General features: G+C 66.0%; 20 protein-coding genes and 1 riboswitch. Of the genes, 8 read left to right on the top strand and 12 right to left on the bottom strand.

The window, feature by feature from the left end; genetic code table 11:
• Positions 1 to 300 precede the first annotated feature (300 nt).
• From erpA to ACERNI_RS02720, 4 genes are all read left to right on the top strand, one after another.
• Positions 301 to 627 carry an iron-sulfur cluster insertion protein ErpA gene (gene erpA / locus ACERNI_RS02705; protein ID WP_448831717.1) on the top strand — a complete coding sequence of 109 codons (327 nt, stop codon included), beginning with the start codon at positions 301 to 303 and terminating at the stop codon, positions 625 to 627.
• A gap of 361 nt (positions 628 to 988) precedes the next feature.
• Positions 989 to 3,136, top strand: a complete 2,148-nt coding sequence (locus tag ACERNI_RS02710; protein WP_448831718.1) for a hypothetical protein — start codon at positions 989 to 991, stop codon at positions 3,134 to 3,136.
• A 100-nt stretch (positions 3,137 to 3,236) separates the two neighbouring features.
• Positions 3,237 to 3,839: a CatB-related O-acetyltransferase gene (locus tag ACERNI_RS02715; protein WP_448831719.1), complete on the top strand. Its 603-nt coding sequence runs from the start codon at positions 3,237 to 3,239 to the stop codon at positions 3,837 to 3,839.
• 228 nt (positions 3,840 to 4,067) lie between these two features.
• Positions 4,068 to 4,178: riboswitch (SAM-I-IV-variant riboswitch) on the top strand.
• A gap of 119 nt (positions 4,179 to 4,297) precedes the next feature.
• The gene (locus tag ACERNI_RS02720) at positions 4,298 to 5,224 is read left to right on the top strand and encodes a homoserine O-succinyltransferase (RefSeq protein WP_448831720.1); all 927 of its coding nucleotides are present in this window, start codon (positions 4,298 to 4,300) and stop codon (positions 5,222 to 5,224) included.
• A gap of 146 nt (positions 5,225 to 5,370) precedes the next feature.
• Here the strand turns inward: ACERNI_RS02720 and ACERNI_RS02725 are convergent, their stop codons facing one another.
• From ACERNI_RS02725 to aspS, 3 genes are all read right to left on the bottom strand, one after another.
• On the bottom strand, positions 5,371 to 6,510 hold the full coding sequence (locus tag ACERNI_RS02725; protein WP_448831721.1) for an acyltransferase family protein: 1,140 nt from the start codon (positions 6,508 to 6,510) through the stop codon (positions 5,371 to 5,373).
• A 445-nt stretch (positions 6,511 to 6,955) separates the two neighbouring features.
• Positions 6,956 to 7,861: a glycosyltransferase family 2 protein gene (locus tag ACERNI_RS02730; protein ID WP_448831722.1), complete on the bottom strand. Its 906-nt coding sequence runs from the start codon at positions 7,859 to 7,861 to the stop codon at positions 6,956 to 6,958.
• Between the two features lie 197 nt (positions 7,862 to 8,058).
• Positions 8,059 to 9,852 carry an aspartate--tRNA ligase gene (gene aspS, locus ACERNI_RS02735; RefSeq protein ID WP_448831723.1) on the bottom strand — a complete coding sequence of 598 codons (1,794 nt, stop codon included), beginning with the start codon at positions 9,850 to 9,852 and terminating at the stop codon, positions 8,059 to 8,061.
• 218 nt (positions 9,853 to 10,070) lie between these two features.
• Between aspS and rnd the strand changes: the two genes are divergently transcribed.
• Entirely contained in the window at positions 10,071 to 11,234 is a 1,164-nt protein-coding gene (rnd, locus tag ACERNI_RS02740) for a ribonuclease D (RefSeq protein ID WP_448831803.1), read from the top strand.
• Between the two features lie 292 nt (positions 11,235 to 11,526).
• Here rnd and ACERNI_RS02745 read toward each other — a convergent pair whose 3' ends face one another.
• The 5 genes from ACERNI_RS02745 to ACERNI_RS02765 form a co-directional block, all read right to left on the bottom strand.
• A complete protein-coding gene (locus ACERNI_RS02745) occupies positions 11,527 to 13,029 on the bottom strand; it encodes a Ppx/GppA family phosphatase (protein WP_448831724.1) in 1,503 nt (500 codons plus the stop codon).
• 1 nt (position 13,030) lies between these two features.
• Positions 13,031 to 15,487, bottom strand: a complete 2,457-nt coding sequence (locus tag ACERNI_RS02750; RefSeq protein ID WP_448831804.1) for an RNA degradosome polyphosphate kinase — start codon at positions 15,485 to 15,487, stop codon at positions 13,031 to 13,033.
• A 341-nt stretch (positions 15,488 to 15,828) separates the two neighbouring features.
• Complete coding sequence (locus ACERNI_RS02755; protein WP_448831725.1) at positions 15,829 to 16,593, bottom strand: hypothetical protein; 765 nt, start codon at positions 16,591 to 16,593, stop codon at positions 15,829 to 15,831.
• Positions 16,594 to 16,969: 376 nt separating this feature from the next.
• Positions 16,970 to 18,073 carry an AI-2E family transporter gene (locus ACERNI_RS02760; protein ID WP_448831726.1) on the bottom strand — a complete coding sequence of 368 codons (1,104 nt, stop codon included), beginning with the start codon at positions 18,071 to 18,073 and terminating at the stop codon, positions 16,970 to 16,972.
• Positions 18,074 to 18,220: 147 nt separating this feature from the next.
• Positions 18,221 to 18,751, bottom strand: coding sequence for a CDP-alcohol phosphatidyltransferase family protein (locus ACERNI_RS02765; protein WP_448831727.1), 531 nt, complete (start codon positions 18,749 to 18,751; stop codon positions 18,221 to 18,223).
• A gap of 380 nt (positions 18,752 to 19,131) precedes the next feature.
• On the opposite strand from ACERNI_RS02765, the gene purM reads away from it, so the two are divergent.
• Both purM and purN read left to right on the top strand, forming a co-directional pair.
• Positions 19,132 to 20,205: a phosphoribosylformylglycinamidine cyclo-ligase gene (gene purM, locus ACERNI_RS02770; protein ID WP_448831728.1), complete on the top strand. Its 1,074-nt coding sequence runs from the start codon at positions 19,132 to 19,134 to the stop codon at positions 20,203 to 20,205.
• A gap of 11 nt (positions 20,206 to 20,216) precedes the next feature.
• Entirely contained in the window at positions 20,217 to 20,873 is a 657-nt protein-coding gene (gene purN / locus ACERNI_RS02775; protein WP_448831729.1) for a phosphoribosylglycinamide formyltransferase, read from the top strand.
• Positions 20,874 to 21,034: 161 nt separating this feature from the next.
• Here purN and ACERNI_RS02780 read toward each other — a convergent pair whose 3' ends face one another.
• Both ACERNI_RS02780 and ndk read right to left on the bottom strand, forming a co-directional pair.
• Complete coding sequence (locus ACERNI_RS02780) at positions 21,035 to 21,391, bottom strand: hypothetical protein (protein ID WP_448831730.1); 357 nt, start codon at positions 21,389 to 21,391, stop codon at positions 21,035 to 21,037.
• A 224-nt stretch (positions 21,392 to 21,615) separates the two neighbouring features.
• Complete coding sequence (ndk, locus tag ACERNI_RS02785) at positions 21,616 to 22,038, bottom strand: nucleoside-diphosphate kinase (protein ID WP_448831731.1); 423 nt, start codon at positions 22,036 to 22,038, stop codon at positions 21,616 to 21,618.
• Between the two features lie 303 nt (positions 22,039 to 22,341).
• Between ndk and ACERNI_RS02790 the strand changes: the two genes are divergently transcribed.
• Positions 22,342 to 22,770 (top strand): DUF2147 domain-containing protein, encoded by a 429-nt coding sequence (locus tag ACERNI_RS02790; protein ID WP_448831732.1) that lies wholly within the window; start codon positions 22,342 to 22,344, stop codon positions 22,768 to 22,770.
• 252 nt (positions 22,771 to 23,022) lie between these two features.
• On the opposite strand, the gene ACERNI_RS02795 is transcribed toward ACERNI_RS02790, so the two are convergent.
• Together ACERNI_RS02795 and ACERNI_RS02800 are read right to left on the bottom strand one after the other, a co-directional pair.
• Positions 23,023 to 23,709: a Crp/Fnr family transcriptional regulator gene (locus ACERNI_RS02795; RefSeq protein ID WP_448831733.1), complete on the bottom strand. Its 687-nt coding sequence runs from the start codon at positions 23,707 to 23,709 to the stop codon at positions 23,023 to 23,025.
• 446 nt (positions 23,710 to 24,155) lie between these two features.
• The gene (locus tag ACERNI_RS02800) at positions 24,156 to 24,371 is read right to left on the bottom strand and encodes a hypothetical protein (protein ID WP_448831734.1); all 216 of its coding nucleotides are present in this window, start codon (positions 24,369 to 24,371) and stop codon (positions 24,156 to 24,158) included.
• Between the last annotated feature and the right edge of the window lie 402 nt (positions 24,372 to 24,773).

Here is a 24,773-nt window from a genome sequence, read left to right on the forward strand (position 1 = left end):
CCACCGCTGCGCGCGCCTTCCGGCGTGGAAGGCGGGCCATTCCACCAGCCATTCCCGCGCCAGGAACCGTCCGGGCGCGCCTGGCGGCGTGTTCCGGCGCCAGGAATTTCACCTGCAATTCAACCTGCAATTCCACCAGACGGCCAGACAGCCAGGCCGCCGACTTTCCACCCGGGCATTCGCGCGCGGACGCCCGGGTGCTTGAAGCCGCGCCCTGGTGGACATACCTTTCGCGCAGGCCCAGGGAAAGCCGCTGGCTGGCGCCAGAGGCTCCTGGCCGTATGTTGCAGGAACACCGCGATGCAGAACGTCACCGTCACAGAGCGCGCCGCCCGCCGGATCCGGCAGGTGCTGGCCAATGAGCCGAGCGGCGCGATGCTGCGCATCAGCGTCAACGGCGGCGGCTGCTCGGGCTTTCAGTACGTCTTCGACATCGACCGTGACCGCGCCGATGACGACATTGTCATTGAGCGCGACGGCGCTGGCGTCCTGGTTGATCCGGTCTCGCTGGAATACATGCAGGGATCGGTGATCGACTTCGTCGACGACCTGATGGGACAGGCGTTCAGGATCGAGAACCCCAACGCCACGGCCTCCTGCGGTTGCGGCACGTCGTTCGCCCTGTAGTTCCGGCCCCGGTCTGGCGCGCTCGCCCAGATGCGCCTTCTTTTGATGTGTCTCACTCCCGATGCGCCTCTCTCTGGAGGCGCTTTCCGGGCCTCTCCTCCGGCGCCCCTTGAGCGTAGCCTCGTGGAGCGCCATCTCCCACCCGGGCGGATTGCCGGGCGGATTTGCCCGCACGACCAGATTTTGCTCTACAGCCGCCATGGTTGCGTCCCACAACCATGGCGTGGCGGCGTCTGGTGAACCGGATCCGGCATCTGCCTGCTGTCGCGCATCGCCCAGTCGTTCTTCATGGCGGGGGCGGCAGCCTGAACAAGTCCGCCAACCCGCAGCCAACCGTACGCCACCGAGGACTGTTACCCCCATGAATTCCAGACTGACGTCGTCCCATGCGCAGCCCCCGGCAGGCGCCCCGGCGAATTCCCGCAGGCGGCCCGCGCGCCGGATCGCAGCAGGCGGCGCGCTGGCATTCGTCGTCACCGGCGCCGTGCTGGCGGGCGGGGCCCAGTGGACGGCGCGCGAGGTGCGCGGCGCCCTCGCCAGCGCCGGCGTCGATGTGGCCGGCGTCTCGGTCGATCCGGTGTCCGGCTCGGTGACACTTGATCGCGTGGCCGCCAGCCAGGACGGCGTGCGGATTTCGGTCGGCTCCATCGCCACGCCTGGCCACTTCGGCCTTTCGAGCGCCGCCGAGGCAGCCGGGTCCGTCACGCTGACGGACATCGAGATCAGCGGCAAGCAGTTCACCTTGCGCATTCCCCGGCTCGAAGTCGCTGGCGACAATGTGGACGAAGCGCGCCTGCGCGCCATTTTTGACAAGACAAGCGCCACGCCGCTGGCGAAACGCCTGGTCGACATCAGCGTCAGCCGCGCCACCCTGCCCGAGCTTGTCCTCATCCAGAAGACCGACAAGGCCGAATCGTCATCGACCTGGAAGCAGATCACCATCACGGATCTGAAGAACGGCGTCGCCGGCGCCATCACCGCCAGCGGCGCGACGTTCGCCACGAAGGCGGGCGAGGTCAATTCCAGCGGCTCTATCGGCCAGACGGCCATGGAGCAGGTCAATCTGGCGCTTGTGGCGCGGCTTTACACCGAGGCCGCCGCCAATGACGCCGATCGCCAGTTGCAGCCGGCCTATGGCGCCTTCTCGGCCAGCGACATCACCGTCAAAAGCGACGACGCAAGCTTCGCCATCAAGCGCGTGAGCGGCAAGGACTTCAAAGCCCGCCTGCTCAATACGCCGCTGCTCGAACTGACCGCCGGCATCGAGGCGGTGACGAATCCCGACGACCTGGAGCCCAAGGCCCGCGCCGCCTATTACGGCAATGTCGCCGACATCCTGGAGGCCTTCTCGTTCGGCGAGGCCACCATCACCGGCATGACATTCGACGTTCCTGATCAAGGCAGCGACGACGACGAGGAGGACGCGGGCAAGCAGGCTGACGCGAAGGGCCAGAATGCCCAGAACAAGGACGCCAAAAGCGACGACAAGCCGGCGCCGCGCGTGCGCGGCGAGATCGCCTCGCTGTCGTTCGGCTCCGCCGTCGCCCAGGGTGGGCTCAGCTTCTCCGGCCTGAAGGTGGCCCCTGTCGAGGGCGATCACGTGGCCATCGGCGAGGGCAGCATCAGCAACTTTGCGGTGAAGCTCGCGGATATGTTCCGCAAGCTTTCCGCCGCCGCGGCCGCCGGCAAGGATGACGATTCTGCCCTGTCATCGCTGACCCCGACGACCGGCGGCGTGACCCTGAAGAATATCGACGTCAACGTCGCCAGCCCCGATGCGCCGGGCGAGCGGGTCAAATTCACCGTCCAGGGTTTTTCCGGCTCTTACAGCGACCCGGTCAATGGCGTGCCCACCGCCGTCGAAACCAGCCTCGACCGCCTGGTGATCGACCTGCCGAAGCCGAAGAAGGATGACGATAGCGAGGACGACGACTCCTCCGTGAACGCCACCCTGACCAAGCTGCACGCCATGGGCTACGACAAGCTCGACCTGTCGGCCTCAATCGACAGCAAATGGGACGCCGCCACGCAGCAGTTGCGCATCGGCGGGTTTTACTTCGGCGCCGCCGATATCGGCAGCGTCAGGATCACCGGCCTGCTGGGCAATGTCAGCCAGGAGCTGTTCACGGCCAACGAAGACCGGCGCCAGCAGTTGCTGCTCGCCTCCCGGCTGAAGAACCTCTCGCTGGACGTGACCGACAGCGGTTTTGCGAAGCGCTTCGCCGAATTGCAGGCTAAGGAACAGGGCGACAGCGACGCGACCCAGGTGCGGGCCGGCTGGGCCGCCCTGGCGCAGATGCTGCTGCCGTCGATGATTGGCTCCAGCGACGGCGCCAAAGCGCTGACCAGCGCGCTCGGCAAGTTCATCCGCGACAGCGGCTCCCTGAGCCTCTCCGCCACATCGCGGAAGCCGGACGGCGACCCGATCAGCGAATTGGTCATTGGCGCAGCCTCCGGCAACCCGGACGCGCTGTTCGATGCGCTCGACTTCAAGGCCACGACAAAGTAGGCCCGAACAGGCTTTGACGTTATGGCGCGGGCGTCGCACATTGCGACGCCCGTTGCATGTGCGGGTGTGTTGAACTGACCTCCCGGGAGAACGACCAGGCATGGGGCTGATCGGACAGTGGCGCAATCCGCACAACGAAACCCGCGTGCATCTGGCGAATCTGGCGAAAAAACGCGGCTTCAGCTTTGGCGCCTACAGCTATGGCCGCCCCAAGGTGCGGTTCGCTGAATCAGGCGCCAAGCTCAGCATCGGCCGCTATTGCTCCATCGCCGACAAGGTGGAGATCCTGCTCGGCGGCAACCACCGGCTGGACTGGGTCTCGACCTTTCCCTTCCCGGCTTTCCCCACTGTCTGGCCGGGCGCGAACAGCGACTACCACGCCACCTCGGGCGACGTGCATATTGGCCATGACGTATGGCTCGGCTCGGGCTGCATGATCCTCTCCGGCGTGACGGTTGGTCATGGCGCCGTGGTTGCCGCGCGCGCGGTGGTGACGAAGGATGTGCCGCCCTACGCCATCGTCGGCGGCAACCCGGCCCGGATCATCCGCTACCGTTTCAGCGAACCGGACATCGCCGCCCTGCTCGCCAGCGCCTGGTGGGACCTGCCGAAGGAGCAGGTGCAAACGCTGCTGCCGCTGCTGCAGGACACGGATGTGACGGCCTTCGCCGCCGCCGTCCGGAAAATTCGCGACGGCGGCTGAGAGGGGGCGCAACGGGCGGGATATCGCGATCCGCGACCGGCGCAACGTCAGCTGGCGCGGATCAAAATTTGCTCCACCCGCCTGCCCTGACGCGGCTTCCCGACGCGAAACGGCGCCCGCCTGGATGAAATCCTTCCAGACAGATGGCCCTCGCAGAATTATTTTCCGCGGATGCGCCCTGGCGTGAAACGTCCCTCTTGTGCGTGGAGGGAATCCGGCTTAAACAGAGCGTTACATCAGGAGTTGGGATGCATTCCCAACGCCAACCTGCCTGTTCCGGGCAAGGTGGCGCTCCCCTCAGGGGAGGATGTGGCCAGACCGGCAACCAAACGGAACCAGCCACCGCATCCACCTGCCCGAATCCGGAGCGCGAGACGGCCACCCGCCGCCTGCGCGCTGTCGTTTGTCGACGCGTTTTCCGTCTGCACGGAGAGCGCGAAACCCGAGTGGATGCGCCGATGCCCATCAAGCTGCCCGATGACCTGCCTGCTTTCAGCACCCTTGAGGCCGAGGGCGTGATGGTCATGCGGGAAACCGACGCCGTGCGTCAGGATATCCGCCCGCTGCGCATCGGCTTCCTCAACCTGATGCCCAACAAGATCCGGACCGAGACGCAGATCGCCCGCCTGATCGGCGCGACGCCATTGCAGGTGGAGATGACGCTGGTGCGCATCTCCGGCCACACGCCGCGCAACACATCAGCCGAGCACATGATTGCCTTCTACCGCACGTGGGAGGAGATCCGGGATGAGAAGTTCGACGGTTTCATCATCACCGGCGCGCCGGTGGAGCGGCTGCCGTTCGAGGAGGTGAACTATTGGGATGAACTGCGCCAGATCTTCGACTGGACGCAGACCAATGTGCACCGCTCCTTCAACATCTGCTGGGGCGCCCAGGCCGCCGTGCACCATTTCCACGGCATGCCGAAGTATGAGCTGGAACAGAAGGCGTTCGGCGTGTTCCGCCATCGCAACCTGTGTCCGGCCTCGCCCTATCTGCGCGGCTTCTCGGATGATTTCTCGGTGCCGGTGTCGCGCTGGACCGAGGTGCTCAAGAGCGATATTCCGGCCGGTTCCGGCGTGAAGGTGCTGGCGGAAAGCGACAGGGCGGGCCTGTGCCTGCTGGACGATCCGGCCACCGCCTCGCTGCACATGTTCAACCACATCGAGTATGACTCGACCTCCCTGGCCGAAGAGTACTTCCGTGACCTCAGCGCCAATGTGCCGATGGCGATTCCGCACGACTATTTCCCGGGGGACAATCCGGAGCATATGCCGAACAACCGCTGGCGCAGCCACGCTCACCTGCTGTTCGGCAACTGGATCAACGAGATCTACCAGACGACGCCTTTCGACATGAGCGATATCGGCAACAGGAAGCGCTGAAGCGCAAAAGCCCTGAACCGCCAGATCACCGGCTTTCGCGGCTATCAATGACAAGGCCCGCGCATGGCGCGGGCCTTGTCGTGTCCAGACGGGTATGCCCCGGCCAATTTCACCGCAGGGCCCTGGTCAGCCTGCCGGGAGGCGCGTCAGATCGGCCGCGGGCGGTCGCGCCGGTCAAGGATACGGCGCTTGATATTGAGAGCCGGCTTCTCAACCATCCGCCACGAGACGAAGCCAACGAGCACGGTGAGCGCCAGCGCCGGCGCCAGCAGGACGAGCGCGCCGGCCAGCGGAAACAGCGCGTGCAACGCCTGCTGGATGGGCCAGCCGTACAGATAGACGCCGTAGGAAATGTCATCGCGCGGCTCGGGGAGGAGACGGCTGACCGGAACCAGCGCCAGCCACATCAGGCAATAGGCCTCGGTGAGGAACAGCGCCGTGTTGTAGGCGAAGGTATTCCGCAGCAGCACAACGCCGGCGACCATGAACATCGCCACCAGGATCGACAGGCGGATGGAGCCGCCAAAGCGATAGAACACCGCGCCGGCCGTGAACAGCAACGGCAGCCGCACGGCGGTCTGCAGGCCCTTGGCTGCGTCCGGTTGCAGCCAGTCCAGCAACAGCAGGGCGGCGGTCAGCGACAGCAGCAGGCCAAGCGCCAGCCGGCGGCTGCGCAGCAGGCCGAGCGCGCCGATGACGAACACGGCCGCGTAACAGATCACCTCATATTTGAGGGTCCACACCGTTCCCATGGGGAAGCGGAACGGGTTGTTCTCAAACACCCCAGGCAAGACGGTGTTGCTCTTGTAGGTGGTCAAGGTCTGGACGACGAATTTCCAGGTTCCGGCGTCCGCCAGGTAGCGAAACGGCCCGAGCGAGCTGAGCGCCGCGCCAAACACCAGGCCAACCATCAGCGTGGCGACGATCAGACCCGGCGCGATGCGCAGAACGCGCGCCAGGGCGTAGTCAAGCCAGCCGCGCCGGTCGAAACTCATGGTGACCAGGAAGCCGGAAATGACGAAGAAGCCGTTCACGGCGTGCTCGCCCAGGGTATAGCCGGTCGCGGCTGTCAGCGGCTCGTCGTGCACATTGCCGGTGATGACGCTGAAGCCATGCGAAACGACGACGGCCACCGCCATCACCAGGCGCAGCAGGTTGAAATTGTTGGCGCGACCGACGGAGGCCTCCGTCACCGTGGGGGCGCCCAGGAGCCCGCCCCGCCACGGTTCCGCCGCCACGGCCTCCCCGGCCTGCACCGCGCCGACACGCTCGATCCTGCTGGTCATCCCTCTGCCCATCTCGCCTCTGGCCATCCCGCCCCGGTTCATCCCGCCGCCATGCCCTCGCGCACTTGCCGGACAAGCAGCTTCCACCCTTCGCGCCGAAAATACGTCAGTGCAAGGGGCCGGCGCCTGCCCTGTGAACCGGAGCCTTTACCTGGAGCGAATTCCAGTCGATCCGACGCTTCCGCCTGACCGTAAAGCGCTCCAGGCTTCGCAAGACAGACTCCAGCCTTCCGGTACGACCATCGCGCATGACCACATGCGGGACTGGACCGCGCTCCAGCGTAGCAGACACCATGTAGCGTTAAGAAAGCGCAGTGAATCAGAACGATCGCGCAAATTCCCGGCCCAGGGCCGGCCGCAATTTGCCGCGCATCCAGAACATCGCGAGAAATGACATTGTGAGACATGACATCGCGAGAAATCCCAGCGCCCCCGACGCATCTGGTCACCCGCCGTCGCTTGCATCCGGCGTTGCCGGCTCCAGATTCTCCCGCGCCAGCGCCCGCCTGCCCCTCAGGAAAGCCAGGGCGCCCGCCGCGCTCCCCGCATAACGCTCGATGGTGGCGCGGCGGAAGCTGAACAGGGCCAGCAGCGTCTTGCCGCCATTGACCAGGGCCGTGGCCAGGGCTGGCGACGGCAATTTCCATTTGTCGGCTACATAAGCCTGCGACCACGCCATGTGCCAGCGGGCGCGAAACACCCGGCCAGGCGCCCTGCCCGCCGATTTGCCGCGTCCGTGCCGGGCGACAGCCGCATGCACATGCACCAGCGCCAGGCCCGCTTCGGCGACGCGGCGACACAGGTCGTCATCCTCATAGAACAGGAAGATATTGGGATCGTAGCCGCCCAGCCGTTCAAAAACCGCGCGGCGCATCAGCAGGCAGGCGCCCGAAAGGAACGGCGCGCAGCAATCGCCTTCCGGCAGGCGCAGGATGTCGGGCGGATTGGTCAGATAGGGCGAGAGCAGCGAGCGGCGCTGGAAAAACAGCCGGCCGTCCGGCTCGATGATGCGCGGCGCCAGCATGCCGGCGTCCGGCCAGCGCCCGGCGGCGGCGAGCAGCGCCGCGACGCAGCCCGGATCAGGCGCGCAATCGGGATTGATAACGAGGATGAAGTCGCTGCCGGCGGCGGCGACGCCGATATTGTTGCCGCGCCCGTAGCCCTCATTGCGCGCATTGCGAATGACGCGCGCGCCGTGGGCCGCGGCCACCGCCGCCGTGTCATCGCTGCTGGCGTTGTCGACAACGATGACGGCGACGCCCTCGCGGTTCAGCGCCGTCAGGCACTCCGGCAGCGCGTCGGCGCTGTTCCACGCCACCACGATGGCGGTGACCGGGGTGTCAGCGCTCATCCCACGTCTCCATGACGCTGCCAGAATTCACGGGAATCGCCGGCATTCACCGACGACGGACCCGGCGCCCGGCGCGCGCATCTGGCGCCTTGTACATGATTGGGGCGCCCGCCAGTGACGGCGGACGCCCCTTCCAGTTCAGGCCCTTCTGGGGGCATGGCCGCGACCCGGGAAACCAGACCTGGCGGCCACGGTCCTCACGCCTCCGGCAGGTTGAGCCGGATGTGCAGTTCGCGCAGCTGCTTCGGCCCCACTTCGGCGGGCGAGCCCATCAGCAGGTCTTCGGCGCGCTGGTTCATCGGGAACAGCGAGATCTCGCGCAGATTGTTGACGCCGCAGAGCAGCATGACGATGCGATCGACGCCAGCGGCCATGCCGCCATGGGGCGGCGCGCCATACTGGAAGGCGCGGTACATGCCGCCGAAGCGCTCAACCACGGTCGCCTCGTCGTAGCCCGCCAGTTCGAACGCCTTCACCATCGCCTCGGGGCGGTGGTTGCGGATGCCGCCGGAGGCGATTTCATAGCCGTTGCAGGCGATGTCGTACTGGAAAGCGTTGATGGTCAGCGGGTCCTGGCTGTTCAGGGCCTCCAGACCGCCTTGCGGCATCGAGAACGGATTGTGCGAGAAGTCGATCTTCTTCTCGTCCTCGTTCCACTCGTAGAACGGGAAGTCGACGATCCAGGCCAGCTCGTAACGGTCGTGATCGACCAGCTTCAGGTCCTCGCCCACCTTGGTGCGGGCCATGCCGGCGAATTTGTAAAACTTCTGCGGATCGCCAGCGACGAAGAAGGCGGCGTCGCCTTCCTTCAGGCCCAGGGCCTGGCGGATGGCTTCGGTGCGCTCCGGCCCGATGTTGTTGGCGATGGGCCCCCGACCAACCACGCCCGTGGCGCCCTCGCCCTCGGCAGCGCCCCACATGATGTAGCCAAGGCCCTTCTGGCCTTCGCCCTGCGCCCAGGAATTCATGCGGTCGCAGAACGAGCGGCTGGCGCCGCCCGGACCGGGAATCGCCCACACCTCATTGCCGGCCTTCTCCAGCATGCTGGCGAACACCTTGAAGTTGGAGCCGCGGAAATGCTCAGACACCTCCTGCATGACCAGCGGGTTACGCAGGTCCGGCTTGTCGGTGCCGTATTTGCGCAGGGATTGCGCGTAAGGAATGCGCGGCCAGTTCTTGGTCACCGGCTTGCCGTCGGCGAACTCCTCGAACACGCCGGTGATCACCGGCTCGACGGCGGCGAAAATGTCTTCCTGCTCGACGAAGCTCATTTCCAGGTCGAGCTGGTAGAACTCGCCCGGCAGGCGGTCGGCGCGCGGATCCTCGTCGCGGAAGCACGGCGCGATCTGGAAGTAGCGGTCGAAGCCGCTCATCATGATGAGCTGCTTGTACTGCTGCGGCGCCTGCGGCAGGGCGTAGAACTTGCCGGGGTGGATGCGGCTCGGCACCAGGAAGTCGCGGGCGCCTTCCGGCGACGACGCGGTCAGGATCGGCGTCTGGAACTCGAAGAAGCCCTGATCCTGCATGCGGTTGCGCATGCTGGTGATGATGCGCCCGCGCTTCATGATGTTGGCGTGCAGCTTCTCGCGGCGCAGATCGAGGAAGCGGTACTTCAGACGGATCTCTTCAGGATATTCCTGATCGCCGAACACCGGCAGCGGCAACTCGGAGGCGGCGCCCAGCACCTCGGCGTCAGTGACGTAAATCTCGATCTCGCCGGTGGGCAGCTCCGGATTGACGGTGCCCTCGGGACGGGCGCGGACCTTGCCGTCGACGCGCACCACCCACTCGGACCGCACCTGCTCCATCAGGCTGAACACGGGCGAATCGGGATCGACCACGCACTGCACGACGCCATAGTGATCGCGCAGGTCGATAAACAGCACGCCGCCGTGATCACGGATACGGTGACACCATCCGGAAAGTCGCGCCTGGCTGCCGATATCCGACGCGCGCAGGGCGCCACACGTATGGGAGCGGTAACGATGCATTGTCTTGCGCCAGATCCTTGAAAAAACGGGGACGCCGGGAAATTTGGCAACGCCGGCGGCATGTTGGAGCGCGACAAAACCCATACGGCGCCCCCATTGTCAATGGCGGACGCCCTGCGGGAGGCGCAGACAGCTCCTTGCGGAGAAATTATGGCGCCGACGCAGCAAAAAAGCTAAACAGTCGGGACATTCCTCCCAGCGTGGTCTATAGCCCGGTTATGCTGCCAGTTACTTCATCCGCCGAACTTGCGGCGGCCTGCGCCCGCCTCGCCGCCCATCCCTATGTGACGGTCGATACAGAGTTTCTGCGCGAGACGACGTATTATTCGAAGCTCTGCCTGATCCAGATGGCGTCGCCCGATGAGGCGATTCTGGTGGATCCGCTGGCCCCAGGCCTTGATCTGGCCCCGTTTTTCGAACTGATGACCAATCCCGCCGTGGTGAAGGTGTTTCACTCCGCCCGGCAGGATGTGGAGATCATCTGGTTCATGGGCCATGTGATCCCGACGCCGCTGTTCGACAGCCAGGTCGCCGCCATGGTCTGTGGCTATGGCGATTCCGTGTCCTATGAGCAGCTGGTCAGCGATCTGGCCCGCGCGCGAATCGACAAGACCTCGCGCTTCACCGACTGGTCGCGCCGCCCCCTCACCGACCAGCAGGTCAGCTACGCCCTTGGCGACGTCACCCATTTGCGCGCGGTTTATGAAGCGCTGCGCGCCCAGCTCGCCGCCTCCGGACGTGAGGACTGGCTGGCCGACGAAATGGCGGTTCTGACCTCGCCAGCGACTTATGACACCAATCCCGACGACGCCTGGCTGAAGCTGGGCGGCCGGCTGCGCAAGACCCGCGACGCCCTGGTGCTGCGCGATCTCGCCGCCTGGCGCGAGCGCGAGGCCCGCTCCCGCGATGTGCCGCGCTCGCGCATCCTCAAGGACGACGCGCTGATCGACATCGCCGTCAACGCGCCGCGCACGGCGGAAGCGCTGGGGCAGCTGCGCTCCACCCCCAACGGCTTCGAGCGCTCGCGCGCCGGCGGCGAGATCATCGCCGTCATCAAGGGCGCCCTCGACAAGGATCCGCGCTCCATCACCCTGCCGTCGAAGGAGCGCGGCCGCTCGTCCAACGGCGCGCTGATGGATCTGCTGAAGGTGCTGCTGAAGGCGGTGTCAGAGAATGAAAAGGTGGCGCCAAAGCTGATCGCCACCACCGACGACCTGGAAGCCATCGCCGCCGACGACAACGCCGACACCCAGGCGCTCAAGGGCTGGCGCCGGACAATTTTCGGCGAACGCGCCCTTGCGCTGAAGCATGGCCGCATCGGCGTCGTGGTCGACAGGGGCAAGGTGTCGTTCGTCGATCTGCCGGAGAAGAAGGCCGGCTGAACCCGGCGCCGCCCAAGTGGCCCGCCGCGCGCGGGCCGGCGCCTCGCTCCGTCCCGCCGAAGGCGTGACGTCACGATAGCGGGCCTTGAGGTCGTGTTGTTCTTGCTGGAAGCCGCTGTGGCGCGGCGCGTCATGCCCGCAACAAATGCAGGCAACCAAGCCTCGCTGGGTTGAACCAGTCAGACGCCTTTGTGACAGGCGCCTGCCCAGAACGCCCTTTCAGGCGCCGCCGCACAGCAGCTGCGACCATCATGACGCGACGGCGCGCGCGACCCGACCGCGAGGCGCCGCCTCATCTCACGCTGATCTGCACCTGCATGCCGACCGTGCGGCCGAGCTGGCGCAGACGGTTGGCGATGCGATCGGAGCGCAGGTTTTCCAGCTCCGCCGGGATGGACAGGGTCAGCACGCCTTTTTTCACCGTCAGCGGACAGCGGGGCAGCACCCCGGCCATGGCGGCTGAAAGAATGTAGGCGACGCGCATGGCGGCGCCGAGAATGCGCGCCCGCTCGACCAGATGCATCGGCATCAGTTCACGAATGCGGGCGACATTGCTCTCGATCGACAGGCCCTCATGCCGGATGTAGTTGGACAGGGCCATGAAGCCCCGCTCCGGGTGCGTAACGCCTGCGAAAGTCGCCTGCGACAAGAGGATCAGCGCCTGCTCGCCGCGATAGTCGGGGTGCGCCCGCCAGCAGACGTCTGAAACCAGGCAGGCCGCCGCGCGCACCCGCGCTTCCGCCGGCGTCTCGCTCAGATGCAGGGAGGCGAACAGGCCGCCGACCCAGTCCACCAGCTCCTCGCAATGGCGTGGCGAACGGGAGCGCAGCCAGTTCATTTCCGAAGCCATGGCGAGCAGCGGATCCTGGGCCTGCAACTCCGGCGCGAGCGCCTCGAACAGCAACCCCTCCCGCACGCCATAGGGCGAAATCATCACCGAGGACGGATGGCCGCGCCGGATGATCTGTTCCAGCAGCAGCGCGCCATAGGCCAGCAGCGGCCGGCGCGCGGACGAGATGGAGCCGATAGCCTCCAGGGCTCCAACGTCAAGGCGCTGCACCATGCGAGCGAAGGCAATGGCCTCGCTGGGGCAGACTTCGTAGGCGTGCATCACGTGCAGCGGATAGCCCACCTGCTCCATGTGCAGACGCGCCAGGGCGCGCCAGGTGCCGCCCACGGCGTAGAAGGTCCGGCCTTTCAGGGCGCCGATCTGCGGCGCATTGGCAAGAGCGGCGCGCACCAGGGCGCCGGCCTTCTTGAGCGAAGCGCCGGACGCATCCTGCAGCGCCAGGCCGCCGAGGCGCAGGCTGAGCCCCGGCCGCAGCCCGCCATTGACGATCTCCACCAGCTCAAGGCTGCCGCCGCCCATGTCGCCGACGACGCCGTCCGGCTTCCAGAACCCGGAGGCGACGCCGAGCGCCGACAGTTCAGCTTCGCGCGTTCCGGCCAGCAGCGACACCGGCCGGCGCAGGATTTCCTCCGCTTTATCGATAAACCGCTCGCCGTTGGAGGCGTCGCGCACGGCGGCGGTGGCGAGAACATGGATGTCCTCGATCTGCATCACATCGCAGAGCCCGCGAAACCGCTGCAGGGCCGCCAGGGCGCTGGCCACGGCCGTTTTGTCCATCTTGCCGGTGCTGGCGACGCCGCGCCCAAGGCCGCACAGGACCTTTTCGTTGAACAGCGACGCAGGCGAGCGGGTGCGGCCCTCATACGCGACAAGCCGCACCGAGTTTGATCCGATGTCGATGATGGCGACCGGGCTCAGCGCGGGAAGGCGCCCGCCCCCACCCATGTCAGCGCCTTGCGGAACGCTTGCGAAGGGTTTTTGGGCTTGAATCCTTGAGGGATTTTCCACGTCCGGACAAACTCGGATTGGTCATGAAGTAACGATGAGCGTTGAAAGGCTCCTCGCCCTGCATGCGTTGGATACGCGTGGCGGAACCATCGGGAAGGATGCGCCAGCTCTGCTCGTTGTCCAGCAGATTGGCCAGCATGATCTGGTCCAGCACCTGCTGGTGCACCGTCGGCGTTGTGATCGGACACAACGCTTCCACGCGCCGGTCCAGATTGCGCTGCATCAGGTCGGCCGAGGAAATATAGACGTGGGCGCTCCGGTTCGGAAGTCCCTCGCCGTTGCCAAAAGCGTAGATGCGGCTGTGCTCGAGAAAGCGGCCGACAATGGACTTGACGCGGATATTCTCCGACAGGCCGGGAATACCCGGGCGCAGGGCGCAGATACCGCGAATGACGCAATCGATCTCGACGCCCGCCTGGCTGGCCTCATAAAGCGCATCAATAATCTGTGGATCGACCAGCGAATTGCACTTCAGCCAGATCGCCGCGGGCCGGCCGGCGCGGGCATGGGCCATCTCTTCGGCAATGTGACCGAGGATGCGCGGCTTCAGCGTCACCGGCGACACAGCCATGCGCTCCAGCTCGTCCGGCTCGGCGTAGCCGGTGATGAAATTGAAGATGCAGGCGACGTCGTGGGCGATCACCGGGTCAGCCGTGAAGTACGACAGGTCGGTATAGATGCGCGCGGTGATCGGGTGATAGTTTCCGGTGCCAACGTGGCAATAGGTGACCAGCTGGCCGCCCTCGCGGCGCACCACAGACGACAGCTTGGCGTGGGTTTTCAGCTCGATGAACCCGAACACCACCTGGGCGCCGGCGCGCTCCAGATCGCGGGCCCAGCGGATGTTGGCCTCTTCGTCGAAGCGCGCCTTCAACTCCACCAGCGCCGTCACCGACTTGCCGGCTTCCGCCGCCTCGGCCAGGGCCTTGACGATCGGCGAGTCCGAGGAGGTGCGGTACAGGGTCTGCTTGATGGCGACGACGTTGGGATCGCGCGCCGCCTGCTGCAGAAACTGCACCACCACGTCGAAACTCTCGTAGGGGTGGTGGATCACCAGATCCTTTTCGCGGATGGCGGCGAAGCAGTCGCCGCCGTGCTCGCGCACCCGCTCCGGGAAACGGGCGTTGAACGGCTTGAACTTCAGGTCGGGCCGGTCGATCGACACCAGCTGCGACAGGTCATTGAGCGCCGGCATGCCGTCGACGAGGAAGGCCTCGTCGCCGGAGACGTCCAGCTCCTTCATGACGAAGTTGCGCAGGTTCTCCGGCATGCCGCCGTCGAACTCGACGCGGATCACCGTGCCGCGCCGGCGGCGTTTCAGCGCCGTTTCGAACAGCCGCACCAGGTCTTCCGCCTCTTCCTCGATTTCGAGGTCGCTGTCGCGGATGACGCGGAAACCGCCGCGGCCAGTCACCTGGTAACCGGGAAACAGCCTGTCGGTGAAACGGCCGATGGCCTGCTCCAGGGAGATGAAGCGCACGGCGCCGGTGTCGGCGAAGTCCGGCAGGCGAATGAACCGGTCGATCTTGCCGGGCATGCGGATCAGCGCCGTCAGCTTGCGATTGTCGCTCTGGCGGAACAGCGACAGGGCGATGCTGAAGCCGAGGTTGGGAATGAAGGGAAACGGATGCGCCGGATCGACGGCGAGCGGCGTCAGCACCGGGAAGATATTGTTGAGGAAGTACTCCTCCAGCCACATGGTCTCGGCGCGCGTCAGATTTTTGTCCTCGACGGTGACAATGCCGTTGTCGAGCAACTGGTCGCGCAGTTCGTTCCAGCGGCGCTGCTGGTCGTCCGCCAGCTGCGACACCTCGCGGCTGATGGCGGCAAGCTGCTCGGCCGGGGTCAGGCCATCCTGCGACAGGGTCATCACCCCGGTGCGCACCTGACCGCGCAGGCCGGCGACGCGGACCATGAAGAATTCGTCGAGATTGTTGGCGGAAATCGACAGGAAGCGCAGTTGCTCGAGCAGCGGATGGGCCGTGTTGGACGCCTCCTCGAACACCCGGCGGTTGAACTGCAGCCAGGAAATCTCGCGGTTGATGAAGCGCTGCGGCGCGTTGCGCAGGGCTGCGCCATCGGTCGGCGTCTCAATTTCGGCGGCGGCGGCGGAGATGTCGCCGCTCTTGCGGGCGACGCCGAGGTTTTGCGGATCCGGCGCGGCGGAACGGCGCGCCTCATCGGTGGCGTCGTTCTGGAACAGGGCGGCGTAAGATGTCGCCAGCCTGGCGGCGATGGCGCCTGGATCGGAGCCATTCTCAGGGGTGAGCTCCGAAGCTTCGGCTGCCTCCGCCGCAGCGGCCTTTCGGGCGCCCGCGGAAGACTTTTTGGCGCCCGCAGGGGATTTGGCGGCGCGACCTGCGGCCCTGCTCCGGCTGGCTGGCCTGGAGCCCATGGCGGCTCCGGCAGCGTTCGTCCTGCGGGAGGCGGCCTTCGGGCGGGCTTCAGCCTCTGGGGGCGGCCGGTCGTTCGCGCCGGCCGCGGCAGCCGGTTTGCCGGGCGCGACATCACCAGACGCGACATCACTTGGCGCCGCCTGGCCGGCCTGCTCCGCCGCCGCATCCCCGTTCACGGCGAGATCGGCTGGCGTCCCTTCAGCCTGAACCGGGCGATCACGTGATTCTTCGGTATCCACTGCCGCTCTCCTGCCCGCCGCCTGGCCAGACGCCTGGCCGGCAAATGTCTTCAGTTGCACGCGCGCCCGGCGGCAGGGGCAAAATCACCATCAGGTCACCGTCAGACCATCGTCCGGTCACCGGGATCATCCCCCTGTTCGCCTTCTTCGTCCTGTTCGCCCTCTTGCGCATCCAGGTTCGCCTCGCGCAACACGTCCGCCGCAAGGGCGCGGGTGACGCGCCGCCCCAAAGCCAGCGCCCGCACATCCATGCGCGCCACCAGATCCCGCGCCAGCGACGCCGAACGGTCCAGCCGGCGCGCCAGATAGTCGACCACGCTGACGTCAATCGCCAGCTGCCGGTCATGAAACAGCTTGACCAGAATGGCCCGGAACAGGGCATCATCCGGCGCATCGACCCCAACCACCGGACACAGCCGCAGCCGCGACACCAGGTCAGGCGTTTTCAGGCCCCAATGCTGCGGCGCGCTGCGGGACACCAGCAGGGCCGCGCCCCCTTCCGCCCGCACCCGATTCAGAAGATGGAACAGGGCGTGTTCATCGACCAGCGCCGCATCGCATGAATCGATGACAATTGGGCGACAATTGTCAAAATCGCCGTCAACAACAGGCGCGACGCCATCCTGAGCGCGCATGGCGGCATCCGGAAGCCAGACGGCCCCGACGCGTCGGGCAAAAATCGACGCCAGGTGGGTCTTGCCAACGCCGGCCGGTCCAGACAGTCGCAATACGGGCTCGGGCCAGGCCGGCCAGCGCTCCAGCATGTCCCAGGCCTGCTGGTTGGCTGCGCCAACGAGAAAATCCTCCTCGGCGAAACTGTCCGGCATGGGCCAGGGAAAGGTCAGTTGGGCTGCGACTTCAGACACCACGCGTTTCCTGTCGCACTGTCGGTGGGGCGTTTTGAGGCATGCGGACGCCGCGTCCCGTTAAAACGCCTGTATTCGAAACGACAGGCCATCATGCCCGCCCGGAACGAGGACCTGTCGCTCCGGTGGCGGCGGCCGTCATTCCGCGCGGACGGCGGATGAAACCGGGCGGCCAGAAACCTGGCAGACTAAACCCTGGCGGATCCTTGCCGATCCCCGTGGCCATATAAGGGCGGGAAAATCAGGATCTTCCGGTGCTCCGGTCAGGATCACCATGGCGAATGCAGCTCAGGCAGGCCAGCGCCAGCGGCCGGGAAAGCGGCTTTTCCCGCCGCATTCAACAGCCCGATCCACAACGGGGCGCCGTTTGCCGGCGTCAGCTGCCGCCAGACGACTGCCCGCCCGATGACGGCGGACGATCGACATCCCGGTAATAGCCGCTGGCGAGGTATTTGCGCAGGGCAAAGCGCGCCAGCACGCCAATGGCGGCCCCGGCGGGCACGGCGATCAGCACGCCGACAAAGCCGAACAGCGAGCCAAAGGCCACCAGCGCGAACATCAGCCAGACCGGATGCAGCCCGACAGCATCGCCCACCAGCAGCGGCGAGACGATGTTGCCTTCGATGAACTGGCCAGCAACGAATATCGCCAGCACCACGATAATCCAGGTCCATTCAGGCCAGAACTGCACGATGGCGACGGTCATTGAGACAACAAGCCCAAGAGTTGAGCCCACATAGGGAATGAAGGTCAGGAAGCCGGTGCCAAGGCCAATAAGCGCGCCAAAGTTCAGCCCGACAATGCTCAGGCCCACGGCGTAGAACACGCCGAGGAACAGGCACACCAGGCTCTGGCCGCGGACGAAGCCGGCGATGGCCCGATCAATGTCGCGCGCAAGGGTGCGCACGACTTCCCGCTGGCCAACCGGCACCCAGGAATCGACGGCGTTTACCATGCGGTCCCAGTCGATCAGCATATAGAACGCCACCACGGGCGCGATCACCACCAGGCCGACAACGCCGAGCACGGACTGGCTGCCGCTCCACACGGATTTCAGCAGTCCGGCAGCCCAGGATGCGCCCTGGGAGAAAATCTGCCCCACGGAGGCTTGCGCATCATTGAGCGCCTGCTCCCCGCCGAAGCGCTGGAACAGCGGCCGCACATAAGCGTTGGCGAGGTCGTGCAGGCGGGCGAGGTAACGCGGCATATTGTCAAGAAAACCGGCGACCTGCTGGGCCAGAACCGGTACAGCGATCCATAGCGCCAGCACCACCAGCAGCACGAACAGCAGCAGGATGAGGCAGGCGGCGACGATGCGGCTCATGCCAAGGCGCTGCAACCGGTCAGCGAACGGATCGAGCAGATAGGCAAGGCCCATGCCGACGACGAACGGGAACATCGCCCCACCAAACAGCCACAAAAAGACCGCTGCGGCGACAAGCACGCCGATCCAGAACCTGCCCCGACTGACCTGCATCATGACTCCTGGGCGCCGCCCCGCGCAGCCCGGCCTGCGCCGGAACCCGCCATATCGCTCTGACCTGGCGCGCGCTCCCGGCGAACGCGGCGTCCGCCTTGCCGGAGAGCGCTCCAGAAATACTGCCGGTCGCGGCCGGATAACGCCGGATCAGGCGGCCATGTGGCGCAACCATAGCACAAGATATGCGCCTGCCGAGCAGAGCGTCAGGGCCACGGTGACCAGCAGGCCAGCCTCGACCAGCAGTGGCGGCGCGCCGCCAAAGGCATTGGAGCCCAGCAGCAGCGCCGCGAAACCAATCTGCGCGCCGGTGTTGAGTTTGCTGACGAGCAACGGCCGCACTTCCATGGGCCTGTCCAGCAACATGGAGAGCAGCAGCGCCGCAACGATCATGATGTCGCGAAACACCACGACGATCGCCACCCAGCCCGGCAGCACGCCGTGAATGGCCAGCGCAATATAAATGGACACCAGCAGCGCCTTGTCCGCCAGCGGATCCAGATAGGCGCCCAGCTCCGACTGCATGCCCCAGCGCCGGGCAATAAAACCGTCAATGGCGTCGGAAATGCCAGCCAACAGAAAAATGGCGAAAGCAGCGGCCCAGTGCCCGGCGCCGATCATCACGACGACCAGCGGCACCATCAGCAACCGGGCGATGGTGATCAGATTGGGAATCGTCATACATCCTCCAGCCGCGATGGTAGGGCACGCGAGGACTGGCCCGCAACGCCATACGCCTGCATCCACGGGAGATTTGCTCTCTGCCGGGCGGCGGCGGAAACCTGCGACAGGGAACCAGGCCCCCAATAAATTCCCCCCAACGAATGCCCCCTGTGAATGCAACCCGCACGCACGTTCAAACCGCGCCCCGCTCATGGCGCGGCCCTGCGGCGATCAGATCACATCAGGGCGAAAAGTCCCGATGCGGACTGGCGCCTTGCCGTCGCCTGGGCAGAATTACGCAAGAAAACCAGAGCGACGATGCCTGAAAGCCTCATCAACCCTTGCGCCTTGGCGCCGGTCGTCGTACCTGCCCCCCAACACCGGAGCGCACGAGACAGATGACTGAGCAGAAAGCAGAAGGCCTCACCTACGCCCAGTCCGGGGTCAACATTGACGCCGGCAACGCCATGGTCGACGCAATCAAGCCCCTGGTGCGCTCAACCCGGCGCCCCGGAGCCGACGCCGAGATTGGCGGTTTCGGCGGCCTGTTCGACCTGAAGGCGGCGGGCTTCAGCGACCCCATCCTGGTCGCCGCCAACGATGGCGTCGGCACCAAGCTGAAGATCGCCATCGACACCGGCATCCACGATACGGTGGGCGTCGATCTGGTCGCCATGTGCGTCAACGATCTGGTGGTTCAGGGCGCCGAGCCGTTGCTGTTCCTCGACTACTACGCCACCGGCAAGCTCGATCCGGCCGCGGCGGTGGAAATCGTGCGCGGCATCGCCCAGGGCTGCCGCGACGCCGGCTGCGCGCTGATCGGCGGCGAGACGGCCGAAATGCCGGGCCTGTACGCCGATGGCGACTATGATCTCGCCGGTTTCGCCGTTGGCGCGGCCGAGCGCGGCCAGCTTCTGCCGCATGACGACGTGCGCCCAGGCGACGTCTTGCTGGGCCTGCCCTCCTCCGGCGTTCATTCCAACGGCTTTTCGCTGGTGCGTCGCCTGGTGGCCAATCTGGGCCTCGACTGGTCAGCCCCCGCGCCATTCGCCCCGGAGAAATCCCTCGGCGCGGCGCTGCTGACGCCGACCCGCATCTATGTGAAGCCGCTGCTCGCCGCCATCCGCAAGACCGGCGCCATCAAGGCGCTGGCCCACATCACCGGCGGCGGCTTCCCGGACAATATTCCGCGCGTGCTGCCCGACGGCTGCGGCGTGGCGCTGGATCTCGACGCGATTGATCCGCATCCGGTGTTCAGCTGGATGTCCGAGGCTGGCAACATCGCCGAGAGTGAGATGCTGCGCACCTTCAACTGCGGCATTGGCATGGTCGCCGTTGTCGCGGCGGACAAGGTGGAGGCGGTGCGCGCCGCCCTGCTGGGCGAAGGCGAGAAGGCTGTCGTGCTCGGCGAGCTTGTCGCCTGGAGCGGCGAAGGCGAGCGCGTGGCGCCGCGTGGCCGGCTGTTCCGGTGAGCGCCCCCGGCATGACGCGCAAACGCATCGGCGTGCTGATTTCCGGCCGCGGCTCCAATATGGAGGCGCTGCTGGAGGCCGCCAGCAATCCGGCCTTCCCGGCTGAAATCGCTCTGGTGATGTCGAACAACGCCGACGCCGGCGGCCTGGCCACCGCCGCCCGCCACGGCGTCGCGACAGCGGTGATCGACCACCGTCCCTACGGCAAGGATCGCGAGAGCTTTGAACGGGCGCTGGACGCCCGCATGCGCGAGGCCGGCGTGGAGCTGGTGTGCCTGGCGGGCTTCATGCGGGTGCTGACGCCGGTGTTCGTCAGCGCCTGGGATGGCCGCCTGCTCAACATCCATCCGTCGCTGCTGCCGGCCTACACCGGGCTGCACACCCATGAGCGGGCGCTGAACGACGGCGTGCGCGTGCACGGCTGCACGGTGCATTTCGTCACGCCGGTGCTGGATGTGGGGCCAATCATCGCCCAGGCCGTGGTGCCGGTGCGGGCCGGCGACGACCCGGATGCCCTCGCCGCCCGCGTGTTGCGCCAGGAGCACCGGCTGTATCCGCGCGCGCTGGAGCTGATCGCCAGCGGCGGCGCATGGCTGGAGAACGGCCGGGTGGCTTATCGAGATGCAGCGGCCATGGCCCGGGCAACGGTCTTCGCGGAAGAACCCTGACAACGCCCCGAGAGCGCCCTGAACGCGCGCCTGCCACATACCGGGCCGGCTCGCCGGCCTTCCGGCGCGGCGCCTGTCGCGTGAACATATGCGGGCAATAAAAAACCCCGGTGCGCGACGCCACCGGGGTTTTTTATTGCCCGTCGTCCAGGAAGGCTGGATCAGATCGGCCGCTTCAACTTGCAGTAGTCGATCGCTTCAAGGCCCTTGGCCTGGGCGCTGTCGTTGAAATAGCCGGTCTGGCGGAAGGCGTTCAGCTCATCCTTGGTCATATTGGCGATGGTGCGTCGGGCGTAGCAGCTGCACGGCGTGTGCACCGCCTCGCGGGTCGTGCCGAGCAGGCGCGACTGGGTGATGAGGCAGGCGTCGAAGGCGCGCAGGGTGATCTCATACGGCGTCAGCTTCGCTGCGGTGGGATCATTTGGCGGCAGCTGGTTCACTGCCCGGGGGTTGCCGGCGGCATGCGCGGCGGCGGAAGCAACGAGGAACCCGATAAACGACAAGGTCGTGATGCGCACGATTGCTCTCCTGCTCCCCGAACGGGAGCGGCTCTGTTCATGAGGACACAGGCTGAGCCGCCGCTCCGGTCGGGACCGGAGCGCGCCCCAGGGCCAGCGCCGCCTGGACGCCGCCCTGTCGCTGACGCAAGAACCAGAAAAGCCGGCTGGTATTTCCGGTTCTACGCCGAATACTGCGACGAGCGGTATGAGCCGCCCCTTTCGACCCGTCAAGCGTAGGCCGATTAGCCTACGATCTCGTTACCGGCGAAGAACTGGGCGATTTCAATCTTCGCGGTTTCCGGCGCATCCGAGCCATGCACGGAATTCTCGCCCACCGACTGTGCATACAGCTTGCGGATGGTGCCTTCGGCGGCGTTCTCGGGGTTGGTCGCGCCCATGACTTCGCGGTAGCGCGCGATGGCGTTCTCGCCTTCCAGCACCTGCACGACGACCGGCGCGGAGATCATGAAATCAACCAGTTCGCCGAAGAAGGGACGCTCGCGGTGAACGCCATAGAACTCTTCAGCCTGGGCGCGGCTCATCTGGATGCGCTTCTGGGCGACGATGCGCAGACCGGCCTTTTCGATGACGGCGTTGACGGCGCCGGTCAGGTTGCGGGCGGTCGCGTCCGGCTTGATGATGGAGAAAGTGCGCTCGAGAGCCATGCGTAATACTCGTCCAGAAGTGATGGAAAGACAGAAAAAGTAGCGCCTTATAGCCGCGCCCCCACGCTGCGGCAAGCAGCGCCATCGCCATGAGGCCGCTGATTCCCATGGGAATTTCCATGGGAAGACCCCGGAGGCCCGGCGTCGCGGCGCGGCCAGCCTTTTTCCGATGATCGTAGCGTATTCGACTTAAAGCCAGCTTGTAACAGCCAGCGCATCGCCGATCATCCCGGCGAGGCAAGCTGTGGAGCTGGAGAAGATCCACCTCCAGCGGCGCGCGAAAGCTTCTCCGTGGAGACAATCATGCTTTCAGTCACCATTCGCAGCGCCCTGGCCGGCGCTGGATTACTCGCCGCCCTGGGCGCGACTGGCGCCGTTGGCCAGACGCCCGACATTACCGGCGTCTGGCTCACCGGGTCCGGTGACTCGCGCGTGAAGATCAGCCCGTGCGGCGGCGCGTGGTGCGGAACCATCGTGTGGACCCGGAGCGGCGCCAGGGATGTTCACAATCCGGATCCGGCGAAACGCGATCGCAGCCTCGCCGGCGTCCAGATGATCTCCGGCATGAAGCGCAACAACGACGGCAATTATTCCGGCCAGCTGTACAATCCCATGGACGGCAAGACCTATACCGGCAAATTGCAGCCCGCCAGCGCCTCGGAACTGCAGCTGAAGGGCTGCGTCATGGGCGGACTGATCTGCAAGAGCCAGACCTGGAAGCGGGTGCAGTAATACCAGGTCACGCTGATGCGGGCGCAGCCGTAGCCTGGAAAACTCAAACGCCGCCTGGGCCTCTCCCAAACCCGACCCGTGGGCGCATCGGGGTCGGGTATAGGGCGCGCGCCAGCTGGGGCAGGCGGATTGCTGGCGACCCCGGCGCCTGGCTGCGGCGCCCGCCCGATGCGATCAGGGCAATCGGACAAGGCGCCGGTTCAGCGCGGATGGCTTTGGCCCGGGATCATTGACCGCCGCCGTCGTTCGTTCTCAGTCGCTCTCGCGCAAGGCCTGAACGACGCGGGCTTCAAGCACCTGCGGCTTCTTCAACACCAGCGCGCCGCGGGTGCGTTCGATCAGGTCTTCCTGCGACATGTGGGTGAACTCGCGCGTCACCTGCTCGCGCCGGCAACCAATGCGGGCGGCGAGAACATGGTGATAGGGCGGCGGCGTCACCACCCGCTCGCCCTCATGGCCCGGCCGCGGCGTCGACAGGCGCAGCAGCTCCGAATACAGGCGATGGCGCAGATCGAGCACCGACTGCTCCATCAGCCGCGCATTCAGCTCGCGCACCCGCCCGGCCAGCATGCGCATCACCCGCTCGGAAAGCGCCGGCGACGCGTAGACCATGTCGCGAAACACCGGAGCCGGGACGATGCAGGCTTCGCCGCGCGTCAAAGCCGTGACATTGGCCGAACGCCCCACCCCATCGATGGCTGACAGCTCGCCAAAAAACTGGCCGCCGCGCATTTCGCCCAGAATGATTTCCTTGCCCGCAAGGGTGCGGTTCAGAATGCGCACATCGCCAGCGACGATGAAGAACACGTCGGTGGAGCTGTCCTCAAAGTCGACGAGAATTTCATCGACGTCGAACTTGCGCCAGCGGCAACGCGGCTCGAAGGGCGCCAGGTCGAGCCCGGCGTCCCTGAAGAATGGTATGCGCGAAAAGGATATCAACGTGCGGGCCCCTGGAGATGGCCGGCGACGCGCGGGCAAATCCACGCAGACCGCATAACCGTCTCTCACCAAGTATCCGGAGCATGAAAACGCCTGCGTGGAGCCCGAACAGGCCTCGCCCAGACGCGCCATGATCCATGATTGGCGGGTATCGTCGTTTCCCGTTGCGGTTGCGTCAAGCCCGTGACGCTTTTTCACGGTAGATCCCGGCGGGTTCGCCGGATCAGCAGGGGTTTATACGTGATAACAAATGGCGAAGCCCTGCCGCAGGCTCCGGCCGGCGGCAATGGCGGAAGCATCCACTCGCCGGAAAAATGTTCGGCCAAATGTTCTGCCAAGTGTTCGGCCAACTGCTCGGCCAGGCGCCGGGCAGAACGCTGGACGCCTTGCGGATCTTTTCAGACCGCGCGCCGCGCCGAAGCCGGCGGCGCATTTCGCCAATGCTGTCAGACGCGCGCGACAGGCGTCCGCCCCGTGGCGGGGCCGTGCTGGGCGGCGCAGGTCAACGCGTTCATGCAGGCCGACGCACCCGAAACCGCGCCGGAACGGGCGCTGGTCACCGACAGGGCGCGAACCGACGTCTGCGCCAGCACCAGCGTCCCGAGGACGAGGCAAACCAGCACCAAAAACAGCGCATCAGTGGACAGACGGCGAACAATCATGGGGAATCACTGCGAATCAACAACTTATCAACAGGCATAGTTAGATGGGGACGCTGGGCGCAAGCGTGACGCAAAAACGGCGACACTTTGACATAGGTCGCTGAGGTTCAAGGCAAATGCAGCCACACGCCGGCAAGTGCGGGCGCCCGCGCAACCAGGGCGCATGCACTGGCGCCGGATAGCCGCGCTTCATTCATCCACAGCCCGCGCACAACCTCCGCACCACCAGCGCACAGCCCGCCGCACGGTCCGCCCTCCGCACGGTCCGCCCGCCGCCCTGGCCAGAACCGGCGCCCTGACGCGCCTGGGCAATGCCGCGCGGCCACCAGTTTTACGACTTGCGCGCAGGCGCGGCTTTTCCGACTTGCGCGCAAGCCCAGCTTTTGTGGCTTGCGCGCAAGC

The sequence above is a fragment of the Camelimonas sp. ID_303_24 genome, assembly GCF_053543495.1.